At 36.7% G+C, this 23,858-nt stretch carries 21 protein-coding genes and 1 tRNA gene; 8 read left to right on the plus strand and 14 right to left on the minus strand.

The features are described 5' to 3' along the window. Positions 1-13: 13 nt before the first annotated feature. The 3 genes from HW347_RS12920 to HW347_RS12930 all read right to left on the minus strand — a co-directional run bounded on the left by HW347_RS12920 (position 14) and on the right by HW347_RS12930 (position 4,442). The gene (locus HW347_RS12920; protein WP_214612248.1) at positions 14-1,192 is read right to left on the minus strand and encodes an AIR synthase related protein; all 1,179 of its coding nucleotides are present in this window, start codon (positions 1,190-1,192) and stop codon (positions 14-16) included. A gap of 84 nt (positions 1,193-1,276) precedes the next feature. Continuing rightward, on the minus strand, positions 1,277-2,125 hold the full coding sequence (locus tag HW347_RS12925) for a transporter (protein WP_214612249.1): 849 nt from the start codon (positions 2,123-2,125) through the stop codon (positions 1,277-1,279). A 130-nt stretch (positions 2,126-2,255) separates the two neighbouring features. Then, a complete protein-coding gene (locus HW347_RS12930; RefSeq protein WP_214612250.1) occupies positions 2,256-4,442 on the minus strand; it encodes a glutamine synthetase III family protein in 2,187 nt (728 codons plus the stop codon). Between the two features lie 211 nt (positions 4,443-4,653). On the opposite strand from HW347_RS12930, the gene HW347_RS12935 reads away from it, so the two are divergent. Further along, positions 4,654-5,670 carry a glutamine synthetase beta-grasp domain-containing protein gene (locus HW347_RS12935; RefSeq protein WP_214612251.1) on the plus strand — a complete coding sequence of 339 codons (1,017 nt, stop codon included), beginning with the start codon at positions 4,654-4,656 and terminating at the stop codon, positions 5,668-5,670. Between the two features lie 88 nt (positions 5,671-5,758). Here HW347_RS12935 and HW347_RS12940 read toward each other — a convergent pair whose 3' ends face one another. Beyond that, a complete protein-coding gene (locus HW347_RS12940; RefSeq protein WP_214612252.1) occupies positions 5,759-6,904 on the minus strand; it encodes a glycerophosphodiester phosphodiesterase in 1,146 nt (381 codons plus the stop codon). A 147-nt stretch (positions 6,905-7,051) separates the two neighbouring features. After that, complete coding sequence (locus HW347_RS12945; protein ID WP_214612253.1) at positions 7,052-7,990, minus strand: calcium/sodium antiporter; 939 nt, start codon at positions 7,988-7,990, stop codon at positions 7,052-7,054. A gap of 570 nt (positions 7,991-8,560) precedes the next feature. On the opposite strand from HW347_RS12945, the gene HW347_RS12950 reads away from it, so the two are divergent. Next, a complete protein-coding gene (locus HW347_RS12950) occupies positions 8,561-8,713 on the plus strand; it encodes an SsrA-binding protein (RefSeq protein ID WP_214612254.1) in 153 nt (50 codons plus the stop codon). Here HW347_RS12950 and HW347_RS12955 read toward each other — a convergent pair. Next, the gene (locus HW347_RS12955) at positions 8,710-9,222 is read right to left on the minus strand and encodes an adenine phosphoribosyltransferase (protein ID WP_214612255.1); all 513 of its coding nucleotides are present in this window, start codon (positions 9,220-9,222) and stop codon (positions 8,710-8,712) included. The genes HW347_RS12950 and HW347_RS12955 overlap by 4 nt on opposite strands. Before the next feature lie 120 nt (positions 9,223-9,342). Between HW347_RS12955 and HW347_RS12960 the strand changes: the two genes are divergently transcribed. Then, positions 9,343-9,416 (plus strand) — tRNA-Arg (locus tag HW347_RS12960). Positions 9,417-9,703: 287 nt separating this feature from the next. After that, positions 9,704-13,390 (plus strand): BamA/TamA family outer membrane protein, encoded by a 3,687-nt coding sequence (locus tag HW347_RS12965; protein ID WP_214612256.1) that lies wholly within the window; start codon positions 9,704-9,706, stop codon positions 13,388-13,390. Between the two features lie 59 nt (positions 13,391-13,449). Here the strand turns inward: HW347_RS12965 and HW347_RS12970 are convergent, their stop codons facing one another. Beyond that, positions 13,450-14,334, minus strand: coding sequence for a DUF6268 family outer membrane beta-barrel protein (locus tag HW347_RS12970; protein WP_214612257.1), 885 nt, complete (start codon positions 14,332-14,334; stop codon positions 13,450-13,452). Positions 14,335-14,819: 485 nt separating this feature from the next. Between HW347_RS12970 and HW347_RS12975 the strand changes: the two genes are divergently transcribed. Together HW347_RS12975 and HW347_RS12980 are read left to right on the plus strand one after the other, a co-directional pair. After that, positions 14,820-15,383 carry a YeeE/YedE family protein gene (locus tag HW347_RS12975; RefSeq protein ID WP_214612258.1) on the plus strand — a complete coding sequence of 188 codons (564 nt, stop codon included), beginning with the start codon at positions 14,820-14,822 and terminating at the stop codon, positions 15,381-15,383. Then, on the plus strand, positions 15,380-15,793 hold the full coding sequence (locus HW347_RS12980) for a YeeE/YedE family protein (protein ID WP_214612259.1): 414 nt from the start codon (positions 15,380-15,382) through the stop codon (positions 15,791-15,793). Before HW347_RS12975 ends, HW347_RS12980 begins: the two co-directional genes overlap by 4 nt. 22 nt (positions 15,794-15,815) lie before the next feature. On the opposite strand, the gene HW347_RS12985 is transcribed toward HW347_RS12980, so the two are convergent. The 5 genes from HW347_RS12985 to HW347_RS13005 all read right to left on the minus strand — a co-directional run bounded on the left by HW347_RS12985 (position 15,816) and on the right by HW347_RS13005 (position 19,571). Further along, positions 15,816-16,091, minus strand: a complete 276-nt coding sequence (locus HW347_RS12985; RefSeq protein WP_155594474.1) for an ATP-dependent Clp protease adaptor ClpS — start codon at positions 16,089-16,091, stop codon at positions 15,816-15,818. Between the two features lie 28 nt (positions 16,092-16,119). Next, entirely contained in the window at positions 16,120-16,956 is an 837-nt protein-coding gene (gene prmA / locus HW347_RS12990) for a 50S ribosomal protein L11 methyltransferase (RefSeq protein ID WP_214612260.1), read from the minus strand. Positions 16,957-17,116: 160 nt separating this feature from the next. Further along, the gene (gene tpiA / locus HW347_RS12995; protein ID WP_214612261.1) at positions 17,117-17,866 is read right to left on the minus strand and encodes a triose-phosphate isomerase; all 750 of its coding nucleotides are present in this window, start codon (positions 17,864-17,866) and stop codon (positions 17,117-17,119) included. A 57-nt stretch (positions 17,867-17,923) separates the two neighbouring features. Further along, entirely contained in the window at positions 17,924-19,021 is a 1,098-nt protein-coding gene (locus HW347_RS13000; protein WP_214612262.1) for a BT_3928 family protein, read from the minus strand. Position 19,022: 1 nt separating this feature from the next. After that, positions 19,023-19,571 (minus strand): DUF1599 domain-containing protein, encoded by a 549-nt coding sequence (locus HW347_RS13005; protein ID WP_214612263.1) that lies wholly within the window; start codon positions 19,569-19,571, stop codon positions 19,023-19,025. A 106-nt stretch (positions 19,572-19,677) separates the two neighbouring features. Here HW347_RS13005 and folP point away from each other — a divergent pair, with 106 nt between their 5' ends. Both folP and HW347_RS13015 read left to right on the plus strand, forming a co-directional pair. Further along, entirely contained in the window at positions 19,678-20,505 is an 828-nt protein-coding gene (gene folP / locus HW347_RS13010; protein ID WP_214612264.1) for a dihydropteroate synthase, read from the plus strand. A gap of 41 nt (positions 20,506-20,546) precedes the next feature. After that, the gene (locus HW347_RS13015) at positions 20,547-21,335 is read left to right on the plus strand and encodes a diadenylate cyclase (RefSeq protein WP_214612265.1); all 789 of its coding nucleotides are present in this window, start codon (positions 20,547-20,549) and stop codon (positions 21,333-21,335) included. Here HW347_RS13015 and HW347_RS13020 read toward each other — a convergent pair. Beyond that, positions 21,332-23,098: an ABC transporter ATP-binding protein gene (locus HW347_RS13020; protein ID WP_214612266.1), complete on the minus strand. Its 1,767-nt coding sequence runs from the start codon at positions 23,096-23,098 to the stop codon at positions 21,332-21,334. The two genes, HW347_RS13015 and HW347_RS13020, sit on opposite strands and share 4 nt — an antisense overlap. Further along, on the minus strand, positions 23,091-23,843 hold the full coding sequence (gene truA / locus HW347_RS13025) for a tRNA pseudouridine(38-40) synthase TruA (RefSeq protein WP_214612267.1): 753 nt from the start codon (positions 23,841-23,843) through the stop codon (positions 23,091-23,093). The genes HW347_RS13020 and truA overlap by 8 nt, the downstream gene beginning before the upstream one ends. Between the last annotated feature and the right edge of the window lie 15 nt (positions 23,844-23,858).

Raw genomic sequence — 23,858 nt, forward strand, 5'->3', positions numbered from 1 at the left:
GATTCGTATGCTTTTAATAAACAAACTTGCCATAAGTGCTCTCAATTGTTAGCTTTTTAGAAGCACTAGCTTCTACTCTACCCACAATTTGAGCATCCACGCCAAAACTTTCTGAAATAGCAATAAGTTCTTTGGCTACAGTTTCATTTGTATAAATTTCAAGACGATGGCCACAGTTAAAAACCTGATACATTTCTTTCCAGTCTGTACCGGACTGTTCTTGAATTAATTTAAAAAGCGGTGGAACAGGAAAAAGATTATCCTTTATAATGTGAAGCTCATCTACAAAATGTAGAATTTTGGTTTGCGCACCACCACTACAGTGCACCATACCATGAATATCTTCAGAAGAATATTTATTAAGTATTTTCTTTACAATAGGCGCATAAGTACGTGTTGGCGACAATACCAACTTACCAGCGTCCAAAGGAACATCATCAATCTTATCAGTTAATTTTGTATTACCTGAATACACCAAATCATCTGGCACGGAAGCATCAAAGCTCTCTGGATATTTCTCCGAAAGATATTTAGAGAACACATCATGTCTGGCAGAGGTAAGTCCGTTACTACCCATACCTCCATTGTATTCTTTTTCGTAAGTAGCTTGACCAAATGAGGCCAAACCAACAATAACATCTCCTGCTTTTATATTGGCGTTATCTATAACATCTTCCTTCTTTAAACGAGCGGTAACTGTAGAATCTACAATAATAGTACGTACCAAATCACCCACATCTGCCGTTTCGCCGCCTGTAGAACGGATTGTTAAACCGTGCGCCGCCAAATCTTTGATTAGCTCTTCTGTTCCATTAATTATTTCGGATATTACTTCACCGGGAATCAAGTTCTTATTACGCCCTATAGTAGAAGAAAGCATAATATTATCCGTAGCCCCAACACAGATAAGATCATCTATGTTCATGATAAGTGCATCTTGAGCAATACCTTTCCAAACGGATAAATCTCCCGTTTCTTTCCAGTACATATAAGCCAATGACGATTTTGTTCCGGCACCATCTGCATGCATCACCAAGCAATAATCCTCATCATTCGTTAAATAATCTGGCACAATCTTACAGAACGCTTTTGGAAAGAGTCCCTTATCAATATTCTTTATGGCGTTGTGCACATCTTCTTTTGAGGCTGAAACACCTCTTTGGCTATATCTTTCACTAGTAGACGAACTCATTATTGTGGCTTTTGGGCAAAAATAAGGTATTCACCGAATAATCATAGCTTGACGAAAAAAACTTTCTAAAAGTTCTCAAGTAGATTAAAATTTGTGATAAATACCTCCACCAACAACAGCCCTTTTAGGCACATTGGTTCCAGAAATTGCTGAAGTGTAGTTAGCTAGCACTCCAAACTTTTCTGTAATCTCAACTATACCCTTTATACCATAAGCAACATACTCCTGATCGTTAAGATACAATCCAGTAGCCAAATTAGCTTCGGGAAGTATAACATCTCCATTTTCAAAAGAGGTTGAAAAGTCAAGAAAACCAATTAACCAAAGTCGTTTTATAGGTTTTACCCCTGCTTCAGCACTAGCTCTAAAATTTGAACTATAGTCGTTAAAACGAATATCAACTCCTGTAGATGCTTGAATAAAGAAATTATCATAACCTCTACCAATATTCAGTTTTGGAGATAATGTAAATGTATCATACCCACTTCTAAGTCCTGATGCCTCAAAATAGTTTCCGGTGTTGGCCTCAACATTAAATTGACCGGAAATCACCCATTTATTATTATAAAGTTGATGTTTTACCCCAACAACCAAATTACCTAAAGCAGTTTCAGAACCATCTGAAGTAATAGGTATGCCAGCATCAGATAATACTACATCGCCAGCTTTTATCATTTTAATAGGTAGACTTAATAGAACAGTAGTCTTATCAGTAATACCGTATTCACCAAAAAGTTGAAGAGTGTTATCTGTTATTTTACGCTCGGTTCTATAATCCGGATTTCCATAGATACCTGAATAACCGGCTATATTATAATAAGATAATTGAACGTAAGCTTCGTTTTTTGCTTTCGTCCACGCTCCTTGAGAGAAAAGAGAAATAGAAAATAAAAAAAGCAGGGTGAAAAGGTATTTTTTTAAGGTACTATGCATATTGAGAATATTTATAATATTCTTTACTTAGTATAACTTTTCACCACTGCCTTACACCACTTTGACCAATATTTGCGCCTCTCAACTAATTGTTATCTAAAACGTAGCTGATAGAGCACCTAGTTTACACTTATTTAATAGACAACAACTCGCGGTACTTAGTTAATGGCCAAAAGCGGTTATCTACTAGTCTTTCTAATTTATCGCAATGCATCCGTATTTCATCAAAATATGGTTTTACATTATCACAGTAAGCAAATGCTTTTTTATGGGTATCGGTAAGCTTGTTTGCTTTTCTTCTAGCATCAATCATAGCATCTGTCTGCTTTTTAAGCTCTGTGACATGCTCAGCAATTTGCTCAATAATTCCCGACTGGCCATCTGTCAATTTTCTGTGTACGGCACCATAAATTTCTTTTAGGCCCAAAACATTTTTAATCAAAATATTCTGGTATTCTATTACTGAAGGAATTATATGATTGTACACTAATTCATTGAATACTCTACCCTCAATCTGGATATGTAAAATATAGGCTTCCAGCTCAACTTCTTGTCTCGCTACAACCTCTTTTTCACTCATAACGCCCATAGACTCAAAAAGGTTTAGACTCTCTTTTGAGGTCAAAACTTGTAAAGCTTGCGGCGTATTTTTGTTATTACTTAATTTTCTTCGTTTTGCTTCTTTCTCCCATTCATCGCTATATCCATCACCATCAAAACGAATACGTTTTGAAGTTTTGATATATTCACGTAGCACATTAAAAACAGCCTCATCTTTTTTAAGACTCTTTTTATCTACCAACGCGTCTACTTCCTTTTTGAACTCTTGTAACTGTTTCGCAACAATTGTATTTAGAATGGTCATTGGTTTTGCACAGTTGGTCTTTGATCCAACACCTCGCATTTCAAATTTATTCCCAGTAAACGCAAAAGGAGAAGTACGATTACGATCTGTATTGTCTAATAAAATTTCAGGGATTTTACCAACAACATTTAGTTTCAGTTCTGTTTTCTCTTCCGGTGACAGTTTCCCTTTGGACACACCTTCTAATTCATCTAAAACACTACTTAACTGTTTACCTACAAATATGGAAAAAATGGCTGGTGGTGCTTCATTAGAACCCAATCTATGGTCATTACCTGCTGATGCAATAGACGATCGCAACAATTCTTCATAGGTATCAACAGCCTTGATTGTATTTATAAAAAACGTCAAAAACTGAAGGTTCTTCATTGGCGTAGAACCAGGGCTCAATAAATTTACACCCGTATCCGTAGCTAAGGACCAATTATTATGCTTACCCGAGCCATTAATATCTGCAAATGGTTTTTCATGAAAAAGAACTTTAAGATGATGCCGATCCGCAATACGGTCCATAACATCCATCAAAAGCAAATTGTGATCTACCGCCAAATTTGCTTCTTCATAAACAGGAGCCAATTCAAATTGATTAGGAGCTACCTCGTTATGTCTTGTTTTCAACGGAATACCAAGACGCATACACTCTACCTCTAGCTCCTTCATAAAGTTTATGGCCCGTAATGGAATTACCCCAAAATAATGATCATCTAACTGCTGACCCTTCGCCGCTGAATGCCCAACTAGCGTTCGCCCCGTTAAACTAATATCAATTCTAGAAAAAGCAAGCTCCTTATCTACCAAGAAATACTCTTGTTCCCAACCTAAAGTGGCATTTACTTTTACTACTGTTTTATCAAAATATCTAGCTACGGCCGTTGCAGCTTCATCAACAGCGCCTAAAGCACGCAATAAAGGTGCTTTATTATCTAAGGCTTCACCCGTATATGAAACAAATATTGTTGGTATACACAAGGTAGTATCATATACAAAAGCTGGACTTGTTGGATCCCATGCAGTGTATCCTCTAGCTTCAAATGTATTACGGATCCCACCACTGGGAAAACTAGAAGCATCTGGTTCTTGTTGTACCAATTGTCCACCTCCAAATTTCTCCAAAGCCCTACCATCTGGCATTAAATCAAAAAAGGCGTCATGTTTCTCCGCGGTAGCCCCAGTAAGTGGCTGAAACCAATGAGTATAATGCGTAGCACCCATTTCAATAGCCCAACCTTTCATGGCTTCGGCTACTTGATCTGCTATTTTTCTATCGATTTTTGATCCTGAAAAAATAGCGCCCTGCACACTTGCCAAAGCATCTTTGGTAAGGTATTGCAACATGCGTTCACTATTAAATACATTGTTCGCAAAAAGCTCTGACCTACGCCCCTGTTCATCTACGCTTACGCGGTCTCTTTTTCTACTCTCGGCAATAGCATCAAATCGCTGTCTAGACATACTTTTACTTTATTTTTATCGGCTAAAATAAGGATTAACGATTTAATAATAAAAACTTAAAATAATCAACTTACCATAAAATACCCCATTAAAAATGGGGCTATATTAAATTATACTCATTTTTTTCATATTTACCCCCCTAAAAATTAGTATAATTCAGTAAAAAACATATTTTTGTTCGTCTTTAAATTTAAAATTAATTACCGTAATTATGAGCAAAACTAAATTAGAGTACATCTGGTTGGATGGATATTTCCCCACACAGAACATGCGTAGCAAAACTAAAGTTGTAAACGATTTTGGTGGAAAATTAGAGGATTGCGATATGTGGTCTTTTGATGGAAGCTCAACAAGACAAGCCGAAGGCGGGTCTTCTGACTGTTTATTAAAACCAGTTGCTATATATCCAGATCCTGCACGTAGAGATGCCTTTTTAGTAATGACTGAGGTCTTAAATGCTGATGGTACTCCACACGTTTCAAACGGTAGAGCTGGTATTGATGACGATGATAATGATTTCTGGTTCGGTTTTGAACAAGAATACTTTATCATGGATACAAAAACACAACTTCCTTTAGGTTTCCCTATTGGTGGATACCCTGCTCCACAGGGAATGTACTACTGCTCTGTAGGTGGTTTACACACACACGGTAGAGAACTTGTTGAAAAGCACGCTGACCTTTGTATTGATGCTGGCTTAAATTTTGAAGGAATTAACCAAGAGGTTGCATCTGGACAATGGGAATTTCAATTGTTCGCTAAAGGTGCTAAAAAAGCTGGTGATGAAATCTGGGTAGCTAGATACCTTTTAGATAGATTAACAGAACAATATGGTTACTATATTGATTATCACCCAAAACCATTAGGTAAAGATATGGACTGGAACGGTTCTGGTATGCACGCTAACTTCTCTAACGAGGTTCTAAGAACATGTGGTTCTAAAGAGACTTACGAGAAAATATGTGAAGCTTTCCGCCCAGTTGTAAAAGAACACATTGCAGTTTATGGTGAATTTAACGACCAACGTTTGACTGGTCTTCACGAAACTGCTTCAATTACTGACTTTAGCTTTGGTATTTCTGATAGAGGTGCCTCTATCCGTATTCCAATTATTACAGTAGAGCAAGGCTGGAAAGGTTGGTTGGAAGATAGAAGACCTGCTTCTAACGGTGATCCATACAAGATTGCTGGTAGAATTATCAAAACAGTTAAATCTGCTAAGCTTTAATTATAAGATTTTTTGTTGTTAACATAATGTAAAACGCCCGAACCAATTGGTTCGGGCGTTTTTTTTATATCTAAATGTATCGATAAATCTACTTTTTATCTGGGCCTTCCCAAGTTTTTATGGCATTTACAGCTTCGTCTGTGTAATCTGTAAAGACACCATCTACACCTGCATCAAAGAAAAGGTGGTACTCACTTTCCGCATCTCCGCTACTCCACTTCTCATCTTCATTTCTAAAAGTATATGGGTGTACCTGCAAATCATATTTATGGGCCAACTCAATAAAATTAGTTTTTGGTAGCACAGAAATAGCTCCGCTTTCATCCGTTGTAAACGAAATTATAAAAGGTTTCCAAGGACCAATACCATCTGCATAAGATGATACAAAATTCATACCTTCTTCTGTAGAAAAATACTCGTAAGATCTTGCATCTCCATTGGCATAAAAATCAAAAGGCGCTGCGTATGAAATAAAATCACCTTCAGGCACATTATAATCTAAAGAACCGTCAGTATTTACGTTATATGTCGATATTAATTGTACCAACTTAACGTCTGATTTTGAATTGATGTATTGTAAAGGCGCAACCTCAAAACACTGCACAAAAACAGGCGAATCATACGAGTCTAATTTTGCTTCTGATAACTTAGCTAATAGTGCATCTTCAATAGCGAGACCTATTTGGTTATGAAAATAAGGATGTTTCATTTCTGGATAAAGACCAACATCGTTTCCTTTTAGGGTCTTTTTTGATTTAGCCAAAGCAATGATTTCATCTATTGTTGGAATCTCGAACATTCCATCAAACTGACTAGAACGATCAGAACGAGCCTGCTTGGCTTTCAATTTCTTGATTTGCTCTAAAGTAAAATCAGAAACAAACCAGTCCGTTATTTCTTTTCCATCGAGATTTTTAGTGGTTTTAAGGCTGGCGAATTCAGGTAAATCAGCAACGTTTGTTGTACCAGAAATAAAAGGCTCATGTCTTGCTACCAAAAAGCTATCCTTTGTCATTACAAAGTCTGGCTCAATATAGTCAGCCCCCATTTCAATAGCCTTAGCATACGCCTTTAACGTATGCTCTGGATAAATAGATTGCGCTCCTCTATGCGCAATTATCAATGGTTCGCGCACCTGCTCTTCCTGATGCCCTCCTCCAATAAAATCATCTAATTTATCGCATGAGACACCCATTGTTAACAGTGCGAAACCTGCCATTGATAAAAAATTCATTCTTTTCATTTTAGTGGTTTTAAAGTTAACACTAAAACAACAAAACGAATATTAGCTAAGCGTAAAAGAAAGTTACCATATCAATACGATTAGATAATGTAATCTTTAGGAGAATGTAAAGAATACTGCAGATACGATAGAAAAGCCTTATGAAATGGTTGTGTAGACAAAAGCAATATAAACTCCCAGCAAAATTATACCATCTCGCCACCCCAAGCGCAAACCTCTAGGAATGAAAACCAAAGGAAGAATAAGAAAGGAAATTCCTAACATCCAAAAAATATCGCTACTTAGCAAACCTTCATCCATTACTCTAATTGGCGTTATAATAGAAGTAATACCAAGTACAGCCAAAAGGTTAAAAATATTAGACCCAATAAGGTTCCCCAAAGAAATAGCTTTTTCTTTTTTGATAACTGCAATAACCGAAGCTGCCAATTCTGGTATACTGGTACCCACAGAAACAATTGTCACAGCAATTATACGCTCACTAACACCATATAAAGTAGCCAAACCTACCGCACCATTAATAAGCAACTCTGAGCCTCCCCAAAGTGCCGTACCACCAAGTCCTAAAAATAGCACCAGCTTATATAGCGGTAGAGGTTCATCATCCTCTGGAGACTCGTCCTCAACTGCCTGTTTTTGAAAGCGTAGTAAATAGACTAGGAACAAGAACAACACTACAACCATAATAATACCTTCGTACTGTTGCAATTCTCCATCAAAAAATATAAAACCAAAAAACAGTAGTGAAGCGGCCATCATAACCGGCCAATCCGTTGTATAAAAAGTTCTTCTTACGTCTATACTCCCCATAAGTATGGTTATACCTAGCACCAAACCTAGATTAGCAATATTAGACCCAACCACATTACCTAGCGCTAAATCCGGAAAACCGTCTAAAGCTGCTTTTATACTCACAATAAGCTCCGGAGCAGAAGTGGCAAAAGAAACCACCGTCATACCAATAACAATTTTCGGAATATTTAATCGTAAAGAAAGAGCAACGGCCGATTTTAAAAGCCAATTACCTCCAGCTATTAAAAGTATAAGGCCAAGCGCAATAAAAAGAAGATTCTGCATGTACTGGTTTCAGGGAATTAAAAAACAAAGATATATGAACATTTTAACTTTTAGTCGTCTTTTTTACCGAGTTGCCGAAGCAAAATAGACCCTAAAAAAAAGTCTATCGAAAATGGTTTTACAACAAAAGCATCAATTCTGGCTCAAAACTATACTTAAAAAAGAGAAGGGGTATCAAAACATGCCTTCAGATGTTACATATTATAATCATATGTAACATTTTTAATAATAATTTAAAACAACACTGAAGAAACTATTTTAAAATTATAAACACAAACCATTAATACACTTATAAAATCGCATTAGAATTGATTAATTCGCATCAATTCGCTTGGATATGAATATTTCTTTTAATTATCTTGATTGGATAATCGATTATTATCAACTATCTATTAACCTTAAAAATCCCTAATTATGATTACACTTGCTAAACTTCTGTTGTTACTCCTAGTATCGCTGATCACGATAGTAGCGTAAGTTAAATCATATAGGCCTATATAATAAAAAGACCGCCGTACAGCGGTCTTTTACTTTATTTTCAATAAGTTAGCATCTTTGATAAATTAACCGATGAAAAAACTAGTATTTAAATTTCTTGCCAAAGTAAACCAGTTACTTCTTCCTTCTTTTTCTAAAAAAAGGCTTGACCTTTCTAAAGCATCAAAGTTTCAGATGGCTTTAATTGGCTGGCGTTATTTCGTTACTAGCCGCGCTTTGGATTAATAATTTAAAAGTGCCTTTACATCAGTTTCTCCCAATTTGCTCCTTCCCTTTAAAAAATCTAGTTCAATTAAAAAATTACATTGAACGATTTCCCCTCCCAAACGTTTGATTAAATCACACGTAGCTTTTGCTGTACCACCTGTAGCAAGAACATCATCATGCACTAATATTTTTTCTCCGGTTAAAATTGCATCGCTATGTATTTCTAAAGTATCGGTACCATACTCTAAATCATAGGTCTGACTAGTTTTCTCAGCAGGTAGCTTACCAGGCTTACGCACTGGAATAAATCCGGCATTTAATCGCTGAGCTAATAAAGGTGCGAAAAAAAATCCGCGGCTTTCCATACCCACAACTTTATCAATCTTAACATCACCCACCATTTCAAGAAGTCTATCTAGTGTATACTGCATAGCTTTGGCATCTGCCAACAGAGGTGTTATATCTTTAAAGATGACACCTTCTTGCGGAAAATTGTCTATATCTCTAATAAACGCTTTTAAATTCATTTAATAAGTAACTTATATTTTGCCGTAAATGTAAAAAGAAATATATTTGCACCCCGTTAGGCAAAAAACTAGCTAAAACTAGTTTCCGTTAAGGAAAGACCCAACAGGAATACTTTTATTGGCCCTGTGGCGCAACTGGATAGCGCATCTCACTACGAATGAGAAGGTTACTGGTTCGAATCCAGTCAGGGTCACTTAAATAGGAAGCAGTTACATTTTTTGTAGCTGCTTTCTTTTTTTTTAATAGATTCTCACTATTAAGATAGGCTACTTGTAAATTTCTTGATTTTCGCCGACTATATCACCTTAAAAAAGCATATTTTGTATTGACAAAGCACATTTATGGTCTCTTAACCGCAATCCTCAAATTTCAATTTTCATGAATTCTCTGCAGCTATTACCTCTGCAACAACTTAAAATTGAAACCTAATCTATTATATCCTACATATTATCTATTGGAGTTTCACTAAAAATTTGAGCTATGTACAACCGTCTATACCTTACTTTATCCCTATTATTTCTCATAGTTTTTGGAACGCACTACTCAATTGCGCAATCTTCCGAAGTTGAACACCGAGTATATTTATTAGGTAATACTACGGATATTGGATTAGAGTCTCCATTTTATGACAGCCTCTCCGAGCTTCTTTCAACAACAGACCCTTTTACGGTTATTCTTAACGGCGACCTCATAAACAGTGGCAAGACTAAAGAACCCACCACCCAAGATTCTCTGAAAATAGACAAACTCCTACAAAGTATAACCCAACATGAAAACGGGAAGGTCGTTATCATTCCTGGAGATAGGGATTGGGCCAATTCCGGAAAAAAAGGACTAAGCAGTGTCAATAAACTTGAAAAGTTGGTTAAGTCCATGGATTTCGAAAATGTAAAATGGGCTATTCGCAAAGGCTGTCCAGGACCCGATATCATAGAAGTGAACGACCATTTAATATTGGTATCTATAAACACCCAATGGTACAACCACCCTTATGACAAACCCGAAGCTTCTACCGCGGAATGTGGAATAGCCACTGAACGCGATTTTCTTATTGAACTAGAAAATGCTGTTGAGGATTCTGAGGATAAGAATATTTTGGTAGCGGGCCATTTCCCTCTGGAGTCATTAGGTAATTACGGAGGACATTTTCAATTGGCTAAATATTTATCCCCTCCTATTATAGGAAGTCTTAATGCTGGCTATAGACAAAACATAGGTTCTTCCGTAGATATTGTTAATTCTCGTTTTGATGCCATCCGCGGTAGCATTGAAAACATTGTACTCCGTAAAGGGTCTGTAATCTACGCGGCCGGACATGAGAAGAATTTACAAGTATTACGGATGGGTGAAAATTATATCATTAATAGTGGTGCTCCAACCAAAGCAAAATACGTAGCGAAAGACAAAGAACATACACTTTTTGCAAAGGCCATTCCAGGACTAGTAGAATTGGACTATTATACTTCGGGCAAAGTAGACTACACTATACACCGTTTTGAACTATCAGGAAAATTTGAATTAAATACAACTGAAACTCTATTTACATCGCCTTGCGAAGCAGGTAACGAGGACAATTTTAATTTAGCTTATAATCCATGTAAACCCTCACTCACGGCAAGCCATGGACAAAGAACATGGGCAGCGGACACTACTGCTATAGCGGGCGATTACACTATAGGGGGTATAACAAAGTTCTTTATGGGCGAACACTATAGAACCACTTGGAAGGCTCCCGTAAAAGTACCCTATTTAGACCTTGAGCAAACCTTTGGCGGATTATCGGTTTACGAAAAGGGAGGCGGACACCAGACCACTTCTTTAAAAATTAAAGGAGGAGACGGCAGAGAATATGCGTTCCGTTCTGTAGACAAAGACCCTCTTCAGTTACTACCCTATGAACTTCAAGGAACCATAATAGCTAGAGTAATGCAAGATGTTACTTCTTGGCAGCAACCTTATGGCGCCATGGCAGTTGGCTCTATGCTAAATGCTACTAATATATTACACGCTACGCCAAAACTCTATATGATGCCACCTTCAGATGAATTAGGTGCATTTAAAAGAAAGTATTCCAATTTACTGGGCATGTTGGAAGAAAAACCGGTGAATGTAAAAAAGGTAACAAAGCCTTTTGGAGATGCCAATGAGATTCTTCAAAGTCGCAAAATGTTCAGGGAGCTTTATAAAGACCATGATAACAAGGTAGATGCTAAGGAGTATGCCAAGGCGAGAATGTTCGATATTTTAGTGGGAGACTGGGGAAAACACGAGGACAATTGGAAATGGGCAGGTTACAAGAAAAAACATGATAACCTTTATAGACCAATTCCTCGAGATAGGGATTATGTCTTTTCGCTTTGGAATGGTCTCCTACCCTACTTTGCAGACAGGAAATGGGGCCTAGAGCGTGGAGAAACCTTTGGATACAAAATTAAAGATATTCGTAGCCTAACGTTTAGCTCACAACCAGCAGACCGTCGTTTGCTAAACGAGCTCACTAGAGAAGATTGGCAAGAAGCTGCAGCTTATATCCAGACCCATATCACAGACCAAGTTATTGAAGAGGGCATTAAAGCAATGCCCCCAGAAATTTATGAACTTTCAGGTAAGGAAATAGCAGACAAATTAAAGCAACGCAACAAAGACTTGAACACCTATGCCAATCAATATTACGAGCAATTAATGATTGGAGGCGTAGAGGTAGTTGGATCCAACAAACGGGAATATTTTGAGGTAACCAGAAACGATAATGGGTCTGCAGAGGTGGCCATGTACAATACCAAAGATGATAAGAATGAAAAAGGCAAACGACTCTACTACCACCGGACTTTTGACCCAAAAGAAACTAAAGAAATCCGGCTTTATGGATTAGATGGTCATGATGTTTTCAATATTTCAGGAGCAGCAAAAAAGTCTATAAAAATACGAGTAATTGGAGGACCTGACCCTGATGTTATTACTGACAACTCAGAAGTAAAAAAAGGGGGTAAAAAAACCTTGATATATGAAAAGGGTGATACATCTGAGCTCAATTTTGGCGAAGAAGGTAGAATGATTGACCACTGGAACAAGGAACTTTATTCTTATGACAGACATAGATTTGGGTTCAACAGGTATTTTCCTATAGCCGCAATACGGTACAACAGTAATCAGGGACTTGGACTAAACGCCGGAGTTAAGTTTACTCAAAAGAACGCGATGAAGAAGGACTATAGTTCTATTCATAAAATAACCGGCACTTTCACGACTGAAAATATGAACATATTAAAGTATGAGGGTAGGTTTCACCATGTATTTAAAAAATGGGATATTCAGATTGGTGGTTTGTTTGCAGACCATACTGGGTTTACAGATTTCTATGGTATTGGTAACGGGACTATAAAAGACGATGACCTTGATTCTGATGATTTTTACGAAACTCGGTATGATTCCTATAGCCTTCAAGCTGGTCTAATAAAAGACTTTTGGAAAAAAAGTAGCCTTGGCTTTCAACTGAACTATGAGAACAACAAAACAATCCGGGAAGAGGGCACTATTTTAGCCGCGGACAACCCTAATCCGCTACCGGGAGTTTTTGGCTTTGGAGATGCCAATCTTTATGAAATCATAGCAAAACTAGATTTTGATTTTAGAGATCGTGCTAGTCTTCCAGAACAAGGAGCTCGCTTTTTTCTAAAACATCAAAGCGGCTTGGTTTCGGACAACATGAATTCCAATTATGGTATCACTGAAGCTTTCTTTGAACAATATCTGACTACTAGAAGGAAAATACCAATAACATTAGGACTTCGCTTTGGAGGCTCTACTACTTATGGCGAAGGCACTATTCCTTTTTATAAATTAAAATATCTGGGGCAAAACTCCAATTTACGAGGTTATGTAAATAACCGATTTACAGGAAAATCTACTTTGTATTTAAATTCAGAATTACGGCTGCAACTGGCAGAATTCCGAACATCTATTGTACCAATGAAATTTGGTATAAAAGGTTTTTATGACAGTGGTAGAGTCTATTCTGATTTTGACACGAATTCCGATTGGCATAAAGGATACGGCTTTGGACTTTATCTTGTTCCTCTTTCTGAAGAATTTGCAATTGGTGTCTCGGCAGGATTTTCAGATGAAGAATCTGCGCTAATATTATTTAGTATTGGATCTACGTTTTAAACAATTTCTGACAAGCAAAAATTTTATAAAACAAGAAGAATGTTTTTAGATAATCAGCATTAAATCTTAAAACGAACTCCTGTCCTTAAATAGTAAATATTGTTCTTTCTAACAGAGTTTACCGTATTGTTATCATTATCCTTTAGTTTAGCATTACTGCGTAGAATATTGGAAACGTTGAAATACAGCTCAAGGTGCTTTGTAAATTTATACTCATAACGTAAGCCTGCTATGATAATAGACATATTTGCCGTATGCGCTATTTCATCCTCATTAACTAGAATTCCATCTTGAATGTTTGCCGTAAATCCGTCAAGCTCTGCTACCAGTTTAAATCTAGATTTCTCGGAAAGATGATACTGCAAGTTCATCTTGGGAACTCCTAATTTATAAGACCAATTTTGATGAAACTTCCTATAATAGCTAATAAATGGAATAGGAAATGGAATCCCCCTATTTTCAGCATAGGATACTCCAATAATTAATCTGTAGGGTTTAGATACCGTACTATCTTTTCTTTTGTCATTAATAAAAACCACATCCCCAGAAAAAACCGCATCTTCTACGGAAAGTTTCCTGACCAAGTTGGAGCTATACCCAGTGGACAACCTAGCTCCAAAACGCCAGTCTCCTTTCATTTTGTATGTATAACCCAAGTTTATATCCAGTAATTGAAAATCTTCAATCGCAGTAATATCAAAATTGGTTACGCTCTCATCAAAAGACAGTTCTATTTTGCTATAGTCCATCCCTACAAGAAAATAACTGCCGTCATTTACCTTAATAGGATAATTGAACACTCCCCTAAGCCGATCATATCCCACTTCTGAATCCCCTTTGGGAAGGCGTGTATAATCTATTTTAGCCAAATCCGACAACTGCGCCGAGCAATTACCTATGCCCAATAAAAGAACTACAAGTAATTTGAATGTAATATGTCTCATTTCTAATCGCAACTTATTTCCTGCAAACCCATTACGTAAGCGTACGAAAAGGATAACTTATTTTTCTAGGATAAATTACCTACCAAGCTCAGAGCAAAGACATTGAAGCACTTTCAACATCAATAGGACTAAAGTTTTAATGGGATATTTTCAGTATATCTATATACTTAACAGAACAAAAGTACCGAATTTAATTCTGTAGAGAAGGCTCAAAATCAGATAGTTCGTGTGTCATATTAGAGATATGCAAAAACATGATATATTAGATACTTGAAGAGGTATTAACACTATAAGTTAAATATTTAATAATTAAAAGATTACAAGCTTAATCCTCCTCAAAACCACATAAAATTACTCTTGAATAATTTACATTAAAGATGTTATTTTTGTAAGGATTATCCACAATATCGACTTCAATAAATCCTTATGTAACATATATTACATTAACTAAACTCATTAGCTTTAACTTCGCACAAATTTTAAATATGGATAGCATACTTCAACCTTGGCCTTGGTACGTTTCCGGCCCCTTGATCACCTTGGTAATGGTTTTTCTTTTATACTTTGGAAAGACTTTTGGCATGTCTTCAAACCTAAGAACCCTTTGTAGTATTGGAGGAGCAGGAAAGTATTCTGATTTCTTTAAATTTGATTGGAAAGCTCAAAGGTGGAACCTTACCGTAGTACTTGGTGCTATTATTGGCGGTTTTATTGCTGTAACCTTTCTTTCTGACGGATCTGTCATGGATTTGAACCCTGAAACGGTAAAAGACTTAAAAGAACTTGGTTTTGAAAATGCAGGAACTTCTTTATTACCAGGGGAAATTTATGATTGGAACAATGCTCTATCCTTAAAAGGATTGGCCATATTAATTGTTGCTGGTTTTCTAGTTGGGTTTGGAACACGTTACGCCGGTGGGTGTACTTCTGGACACGCCATTACAGGCTTAAGCAACTTGCAGTTACCTTCACTAATTGCCGTGATAGGCTTTTTTGTTGGCGGACTTATAATGACACACTTTCTAATACCCCTAATCTTTACAGCATGAAATATCTAAAATTCTTACTTGTAGGTATATTTTTTGGTATCATACTCGTTAAATCAGAGGCGGTATCTTGGTACAGAATATATGAAATGTTTAAATTTCAGTCGTTCCATATGTACGGCATAATTGGTTCTGCCGTAGTTCTTGGCGCCATTTCTGTATGGGCTATTAAAAAGTTCAGGGTAAAAAGTATTGAAGACCAAGAAATTGTTCTTCCTCCAAAAAATAAAAGCTATGCTCGCTATATCTTAGGAGGTAGTATTTTTGGTTTGGGATGGGCGTTAGCAGGTGCTTGCCCAGGCCCTATGTATATTCTATTAGGCACTGGGGTTTTTAGCATGCTAATAGTTATAGCAGCGGCTATGTTGGGGACTTTCGCTTACGGGTTACTTAGAGATAAGTTACCTCATTAATAGCGGTACCTGCACAAATAAATTAAACAATTTCTGCGCTAAGACCCGCCTCAAGTAACCTACTACAACGCGGCTCTAAGTCTTTATAATCGCCTGTCTTAACAGTACACTTACCGTTGTAATGTACGATAAGAGAACATTGTTCTGCCTGAACAGGTGTATGATCACACACATCTACCAAGGTGTCTATGACGTGATCAAAAGTATTTACATCATCATTAAAAACAACAATTTCATTTTGTTTTGAAACTTCTTCTTCCAATAATAGTTCTTCCGATACTTTTTCTTTGAAACTCATATCAATCAATTTAAAATAGTATACCTCTCTAAAATACATATTTTACTGCAACCCAATTATTCTTTTGCAGATTTTTTTCAAACTTTAACCCTGCCTTTAGACATGTTTCTGAAATTAAGGAAATATCTTCTTCATAGAAACCGCTTAAGAAAAGGGTTCCATTTTCCTTTAAATTATCAGCATAAACAGAAATATCCGCTAACAGAATATTTCTATTTATATTTGCTAAAATGATATCATACTTGCGGTTTCCCAATAGTGAAGAATCACCTTCAAAGACAGAGATATGTTCACAATTATTTCGTTCTACATTCTCTTTAGCATTAAGGTAACACCAATTATCAATATCAATAGCATCTATATGATTGGCATGTTTCATGGCAGCTAGAATAGCTAAAACTCCCGTACCACTTCCCATATCCAAAACATCTTTTCCTTCAAAATCATTTTCAAGAATAAACTGAAGCATCATGTGGGTAGTCTCGTGATGCCCTGTTCCAAAGCTCATTTTTGGCTCAATAACAATATCATATTGCACATTGGGCTTCTCATGAAATGGAGCACGAACCACACATTGGTCCGCTACCTGAATAGCTTCAAAGTTCTGTTCCCAAGTGGCATTCCAGTTTTCTTGTTCTATTTCTTTTAACTCAAAACTGACCTTGAACAGTTCACTATCCAAAATTTCTACTGTTTCAAGAATATTCTCGTTCCAGTCATTCTTCTGAATATAGGCCAATACACCATCTTCATTTTCAAGAAAACTCTCAAATCCAACCTCTCCAAGCTCGGCAATTAAAATATCCGACCCAGGTTGTAATGGGGTTACGGAGAAATTGTATTCAATATAAATAGTATTGGACATTTTACTGTTTTTTGACGGGTTGTTGGTCGGGTTTACCTTCCATTACTTACAAAACCACTAATAGGTTTTCTTTACTTTTCAACTTGTATTTTTATTGTTAAATGAATAACCCTTTCCATAAACTGGGAAAGGGCTTTCAAAATAACATTGCAATCTAAATTTAGATAGCTTTTATAATGGCAACAAAATCATCTGCAACCAAAGCGGCTCCACCAATAAGACCACCGTCTACATCTGGCTTACCAAAAATTTCTCCTGCATTACCAGGTTTTACACTACCTCCATAAAGGATAGAAACATTATTCGCTATAGTTGCGTCATAAGCCTCTGTAATTGTTTTACGGATAAAAGCATGCATTTCTTGTGCTTGATCAGCTGAAGCCGTTTCACCAGTTCCAATAGCCCATACTGGCTCATAAGCCAGTACTATTTTACTCCAAGCAGATGCTTCCAAAGAGAAAAGTGCATTTTTCAGTTGGCTTTCAACTACATTAAAATGATTATCAGATTTTCTATCTTCTAGTTCTTCACCAAAACAAAACATTACACGAATGTTTTTATCTAAAGCTGTAACCACTTTTTTAGCCAATATCTCATCAGTTTCACCAAAGTAAGCCCTTCTTTCTGAGTGACCAATAATTGCAGTATCCACACCAATACTCAACAACATATCTGCTGAAATCTCACCTGTATATGCTCCGCTTTCCGCAAAATGCATATTCTGAGCAATAACTTCTATAACTGAAGACTCTAAAGTTCTAACAGCAGAAGCCAGGTTTACATAAGTTGGTGCAACCATAACCTCAGCTTGAGTATCTGGCAACTTAGCTGCTAACTCAGTTAACAATGCTTCCGTTTCAGTTAAGTTTTTATTCATTTTCCAGTTTCCTGCAACAATTTTGCTTCTCATTTTCAAAGTGTTTAGTGTTATTGTATTGGGTTCAATTCAAAATCATCAACTTAAAAATCAATCAAAAGTCAAATCATCTAAATCATTATAATGTACTTTTTGTTTTATAGTTCCTTTTTCCAAAACCAGTGCTCCGGGATTGGAACGAACAATCGTTTTTAAGGCCGTTTCATCCGTAAAGTAAAAATCAAAATTTAATCTATAAGATTTCTTTAAGGCACTTGTTTGTTCATCATTAGATGCAGACATACCAATTACCTTATAGCCCTTTTTGATAGCTTTGTCCGTTACTTTTTTAACCTCAGAATACACATCTTTGTTGGTTTTCCTAAGATCGTATGCTATTATCATAAGCAATTTAGGTTCTTGCAAAAGCGTATCTGCCATATTAATTTTATCCATCTCTATGGTAAAATCATGAATAGGTGGTTCGTAGCCTTTCTGCACTTCCGTAGTTTCTACATCAATAAATTCACCGTCTACCTGAGGATAATCTCCTTGGGTAACGATAATTTGATCATTGCCGTCTACATTGAATCGCCAAGCGTAATCGTAAATAGGCTTGGGTGCATCATCTGGTACGGTCATACCTTCAGTAATGTTCGCTCCTATTTTGTAGGGTCTAAAATCTATAACCGGTAGGTGGTTTAATACATAATTGCAATATCCTACACAAAGTACCAATGCTGCGAGGGTTGCTATTCTTTTTGCATTAGCTCCAAAAATAGGTGTAATGTATTGCTTGCCTTTAAAAAGGATTATTATAAACACCAGAAGAACAATATCTTTTGTGAACGACTCCCAAGGGGTAAGTTTTATAGCATCTCCAAAACAACCACAGTCTGTTACTTTATTAAAATATGCCGAATAAAAGGTAAGAAAAGTGAACCCTACTATCATTAGCAGCAGGCTCCATACCGTAAATTTTACCCGAAAACCTACTAAAAGCATCACTCCTAAAAGGACCTCTAGAATTACTACAAAAATAGAAATAGCTAAAGCGTGCGGCTCAAAAAATGCAAGATCAAGAACTCCGGGGCTAAAATATTCTTCTAACTTAAACGAAAAACCAACGGGATCGTTCAGTTTTATAAAACCGCTGATGATAAAAAGTATACCTACAAAAACTCGGCTAATGCCAACAAGATATTTCATATTAGGATTTTGAATTTACACCGAGATGAATCATGGCAAAAATCGCATAATTAACCATATCCTGATAATTTGCGTCAATACCTTCACTCACTAAAGTTTTACCTTTATTGTCTTCTATCTGCTTAACCCGTAAAAGCTTTTGTAAAATAAGATCTGTTAAAGAACTTACTCGCATATCGCGCCAAGCCTCTCCGTAGTCGTGGTTTTTATTTTCCATGAGCGTTTTGGTGGTCGTAGCATGTTTATCAAAAAGTTCCACTGCCTGCTCTACAGAAAGGTCTGGCTGATCAGCCACTCCTTTTTCTAATTGAACAAGTGCCATTATGGAGTAATTGATAATTCCAATAAATTCAGAACGTTCCCCTTCATCTACCTTACGCACCTCATTTTCCTGCAAACTTCGGATGCGTTGTGCTTTAATAAAAATCTGGTCTGTTAATGAGGGAAGTCGTAAAATACGCCAAGCACTACCGTAGTCCTTCATTTTCTTTTCAAAGAGGTCTCTACAGGTTTTTATTACCTCATCATATTGTTCGGATGTCTTCTGCATGGCTATCCCTTCTAATTTGCGTAAATTTCACTCAAAATTCTGAATTGCTCAAAGTTCGTGTTTTAAACTTGGTTAATCAAGTGATACGGCTTCAACTTTATCACATATGACTCTAAATTGTAAAGGCCGCCTTATAGACCTATCCACACCAAAAGTGATGGGTATTTTAAACTGTACACCAGACTCGTTTTACGACGGCGGAAAATATCTAAATGATAACGCCATTTTAAAGCAGACTGAAAAAATGTTGAACGATGGCGCCACCTTTATTGATGTTGGCGGCTACAGTTCTAGACCAGGCGCCAACCATGTTACGGAAGAAGAAGAAATTAAACGCATGCTTCCACTAACTGAACTACTGCTTAAACAATTTCCTGAAATTATACTATCTATAGATACCTTCAGAAGCACTGTTGCATCTGGCTGTCTTGATGCAGGTGCTGCTATTATAAATGATATTTCTGCAGGAAAATTAGACGATAATATGTTGCCTACAGTGGCCAAGCATCGTGTGCCCTACATTATGATGCACATGAAAGGAACGCCGCAAAACATGCAACAACAGACTAATTATGACAACCTTTTAGTTGACATCATTAAATATTTCTCTGAACGAATTGCAGCTGCAAAAGCCATAGGTATGGTTGATATTATTGTAGACCCAGGATTTGGATTTGCGAAGACCTTGGAGCAGAATTATGAAATTCTACAAAAACTGAATCTTTTTCAAAATTTAGAACACCCTATACTAGTTGGCATTAGCAGAAAATCCATGATTTACAAAGTGCTAAAAACCGATGCAAAAAGTGCACTTAACGGCACCACAGCCCTTAATATGGCCGCATTAATGAATGGCGCCAATATTTTAAGGGTTCATGACGTTAAAGAAGCGTATGAATGTGTTAAACTTGCAGAAGAATTAATGCCTTGTTAAAAGTGTATGGATTTCATTAATTTTACAAAAACGTCTCCACATTGGATTTTCTGAATTTTCTTGAATTTAAGATTACCGATATACTAGATATTATTCTGGTAGCTATACTCTTGTACTACATCTACAAATTGGTAAGAGGCTCTGTTGCTATTAATATTTTTCTTGGTATCGTAATCGTTTGGGGATTCTGGAAACTGACCGAACTATTGGGCATGGAAATGATCAGTAGTCTTGTAGGCGCGTTTATGCAAGTAGGACTTATTGCTCTTATTATTGTTTTTCAGCAAGAGATCAGAAAATTTCTTTTAATGGTGGGTTCTACCAATTTCGCCAACAAAAGAAACTTCATTAAACATTTCAAATTTTTAAGACAAGATGGTGCAACTTTAAGCATGGATGTGGATTCCATTATTGAAGCATGTAAAAAAATGAGCTCTACAAAAACGGGTGCATTAATTGTTTTAGAAAGAAACAACTCTTTGGACTTTATAAAATCATCCGGAGACAAAATGCATTGCGAGGTAAACACCCCTATTTTAGAGAGCATTTTTTATAAAAACAGCACATTACACGATGGCGCAGCCATAATAGAAAACAATTATATTGTTGCTACCAGAGCAATTTTACCAGTTTCTAATGAACGTAACATTCCATTGCGCTTTGGACTTCGTCACAGAGCTGCTGTAGGTGTTTCTGAAAAAACCGATGCTCTTGCTTTAGTAGTAAGTGAAGAGACTGGAAATATCTCGTATATCAGAAGCGGAAGGTTTGTTGATTTTGGCAATATGGATGAATTAACTGCTATAATAAAAGAAGACTTAATAGCTTAAGCAACTTCTTCTGAAAGGAATTGAGCTTCATAAAGACCACTATAATACCCTCCTTTTTTCAACAACTCTTTATGAGTTCCCGTTTCTACAATTTTACCTGCATCCATTACAATTATCTTGTCGGCTTTCTTAATAGTTGCCAAACGGTGTGCGATGATTATAGAAGTTCTTCCTTCGGTTATTTTCTCTGTAGCTCTCTGTATTAACTGCTCAGAATAGGTATCTACGGACGACGTAGCTTCATCTAAAACTAAAATACTTGGATTGCTTACATAAGCCCGCAAAAATGCAATCAGTTGGCGCTGGCCACTAGACAACATTGTTCCTCTTTCTTTTACGTTATATTGATATCCGCCAGGAAGACTGCTTATGAACTCATCCACTCCAATTTGCTTGGCAGCATCTTCAATAAGCTCGTGAGTTATATCCGAATTTTTTAAAGAAATATTATTTTCTATAGTATCCGCAAAAAGAAATACATCTTGGAGTACAACAGCAATCTGAGATCGAAGCGAAACCAAACTAAAGTCTTTGATATCAACATCATCAACTAATATAGAACCTGAATTAATCTCGTAAAAGCGGTTCAATAAATTAATAATGGTTGATTTTCCCGCTCCGGTAGCTCCTACAATAGCAACGGTCTCCCCTGCTTTTACTTCAAAAGAAATACCGTGCAACACTTCTTCCTCTTCTAAATATCCAAAGTGTACATCATTGAATTTTATATCTCCTCGTACATCTTCTTTAACCACAGTACCCAAGTCTTGTATATTACTCTGAGTATCCAAAATTTTAAAAACTCTATTGGCAGCTACCATTCCCATTTGTAGCGTATTGAACTTATCCGCAATTTGTCTTAAAGGACGAAAAAGCATATCTATCAACAATATAAATGCGAACAGCGTACCTAGTTCTTCCTTAGAAAGATTGGATACATTTTGAAGTCCGCCATACCATACAATAAGACCCACTGCAATAGAAGAAGAAATTTCTGCGATCGGAAAGAAAATGGAATTGTACCAAACTGTTTTTAACCAAGCATTTTGATGCTTTTCATTGATGACCCTAAATTTCTCACTTTCAATCTTTTCACGCGTAAACAATTGTACGATTTTCATACCTGTTAAACGTTCTTGCACAAAAGAATTGAGATTGGAAACTTGTGTTCTAACCTCAGCAAAAGCAACTTTCATTGCCTTTTGAAATAAACGTGTTGCGTAAAGAATTAACGGTAATATAGCAAAAACAATTAGCGCTAGACGCCAGTTCATTATTAGCATTACCACAGCGGCAACCAACATTTTCAACAAATCTGCAACAATAACAAAAAAGCCTTGACTAAAAATTTCACCAATACGCTGCATATCCGCAACCGCACGAGTTACCAGTACTCCAAGAGAAGAACTGTCAAAATACTTCATTCTAAAGCCCAACATGTGTTTAAACAAGTTGATTCTAATATCTTTTATTACTGATTCCCCCAACCAGTTGGCGTAGTAATTAAATGAAAGCTGACTAATAACCTGTCCCAAGAGAACACCGGCCATTGCTAGGGTCAGAATTAATAACTTTTCTTCATCACCCACCTTAATGGCGTCATCAATAATTCTTTGAACTATTATAGGAGTCATTACGGCAAATCCGGATAGCAGAATAGCCGCTAGAGCAACACCATAAAAGGTTGTGCGATATGGACGCGTATGCGCCAATAAGCGTTTAAACAGCCGCATATCAAATGCTTTTCCAGAATCTTTATCCATGTTTTTCCGTAATCTTTTTGGGGTATAAAACAGAGGTCAAATATAGCCCTTTTGCCGGTACCGATGGGCCGGCCTTACTCCTGTTCTTGCTATTTATGATTGATTTAACATGGGCTGGCTCCGTTTTCCCTGTGCCCACTTCTAGCAACGTACCTACTACGGCACGCACCATATTTCTCAAAAAACGATCTGCGGTTATTATAAAAACAAGTTTATCTCCTTTCACTTCCCAAATTGCTTTTTTAACATCACACAGATACGTCCTTACATCTGTATTGGACTTTGAAAAACATTCAAAATCTTTGAATTCCAAAAGCAACTCCGCGGCTTCATTCATTGCCTCAACATCCAAAGGGTGTTTTATATAATGTGCAAAATCACCATAAAACGGATTTTTATCTTGCAACACCCAATATTCATAGGTGCGTTCTTCTGCATCAAAACGCGCATGGGCATGTTCGTTTACAGCAAAAACATCATGAACAGCAATAGCCTCTGGCAAAAGCGCATTCAATCTATAAACGAATAACTGCACGTCCTTAATTTCATCAAAATTAAAATGGGCGAACATTTGCTTGGCATGAACACCTGCATCAGTTCTGCCTGCACCTACCAAAGCCACAGGCTCCCGCAACAAGGTAAAGAATGCCTTTTCAAGAACTTCTTGTACGGTAATGGCATTAGGTTGGTTTTGCCAACCATGGTAGTCTTTACCTAAGTATGAAAATTCAATAAAATATCTCAACCGAAACCTCTAATT

Origin of the sequence: Zobellia barbeyronii, from assembly GCF_018603515.1 — a bacterium.
Lineage (GTDB): Bacteria > Bacteroidota > Bacteroidia > Flavobacteriales > Flavobacteriaceae > Zobellia > Zobellia barbeyronii.

Bases quoted from the DNA above. Each gene is read 5' to 3' on its own strand.
- HW347_RS13005 (WP_214612263.1), bottom strand. From the start codon at position 19,571: ATGCAGAAGACATCCGAACAATATGATGAGGTAATAAAAACCTGTAGA.
- HW347_RS12955 (WP_214612255.1), bottom strand. From the start codon at position 9,222: ATGAATTTAAAAGCGTTTATTAGAGATATAGACAATTTTCCGCAAGAA.
- HW347_RS13000 (WP_214612262.1), bottom strand. From the start codon at position 19,021: ATGAAATATCTTGTTGGCATTAGCCGAGTTTTTGTAGGTATACTTTTT.
- HW347_RS12930 (WP_214612250.1), bottom strand. From the start codon at position 4,442: ATGTCTAGACAGCGATTTGATGCTATTGCCGAGAGTAGAAAAAGAGAC.
- prmA (WP_214612260.1), bottom strand. From the start codon at position 16,956: ATGTCCAATACTATTTATATTGAATACAATTTCTCCGTAACCCCATTA.
- HW347_RS12970 (WP_214612257.1), bottom strand. From the start codon at position 14,334: ATGAGACATATTACATTCAAATTACTTGTAGTTCTTTTATTGGGCATA.
- HW347_RS12950 (WP_214612254.1), top strand. From the start codon at position 8,561: ATGAAAAAACTAGTATTTAAATTTCTTGCCAAAGTAAACCAGTTACTT.
- HW347_RS12985 (WP_155594474.1), bottom strand. From the start codon at position 16,091: ATGAGTTTCAAAGAAAAAGTATCGGAAGAACTATTATTGGAAGAAGAA.
- folP (WP_214612264.1), top strand. From the start codon at position 19,678: ATGACTCTAAATTGTAAAGGCCGCCTTATAGACCTATCCACACCAAAA.
- HW347_RS12975 (WP_214612258.1), top strand. From the start codon at position 14,820: ATGGATAGCATACTTCAACCTTGGCCTTGGTACGTTTCCGGCCCCTTG.
- HW347_RS12925 (WP_214612249.1), bottom strand. From the start codon at position 2,125: ATGCATAGTACCTTAAAAAAATACCTTTTCACCCTGCTTTTTTTATTT.
- tpiA (WP_214612261.1), bottom strand. From the start codon at position 17,866: ATGAGAAGCAAAATTGTTGCAGGAAACTGGAAAATGAATAAAAACTTA.
- HW347_RS12935 (WP_214612251.1), top strand. From the start codon at position 4,654: ATGAGCAAAACTAAATTAGAGTACATCTGGTTGGATGGATATTTCCCC.
- HW347_RS12945 (WP_214612253.1), bottom strand. From the start codon at position 7,990: ATGCAGAATCTTCTTTTTATTGCGCTTGGCCTTATACTTTTAATAGCT.
- HW347_RS12980 (WP_214612259.1), top strand. From the start codon at position 15,380: ATGAAATATCTAAAATTCTTACTTGTAGGTATATTTTTTGGTATCATA.
- HW347_RS12920 (WP_214612248.1), bottom strand. From the start codon at position 1,192: ATGAGTTCGTCTACTAGTGAAAGATATAGCCAAAGAGGTGTTTCAGCC.
- HW347_RS13020 (WP_214612266.1), bottom strand. From the start codon at position 23,098: ATGGATAAAGATTCTGGAAAAGCATTTGATATGCGGCTGTTTAAACGC.
- HW347_RS12940 (WP_214612252.1), bottom strand. From the start codon at position 6,904: ATGAATTTTTTATCAATGGCAGGTTTCGCACTGTTAACAATGGGTGTC.
- HW347_RS12965 (WP_214612256.1), top strand. From the start codon at position 9,704: ATGTACAACCGTCTATACCTTACTTTATCCCTATTATTTCTCATAGTT.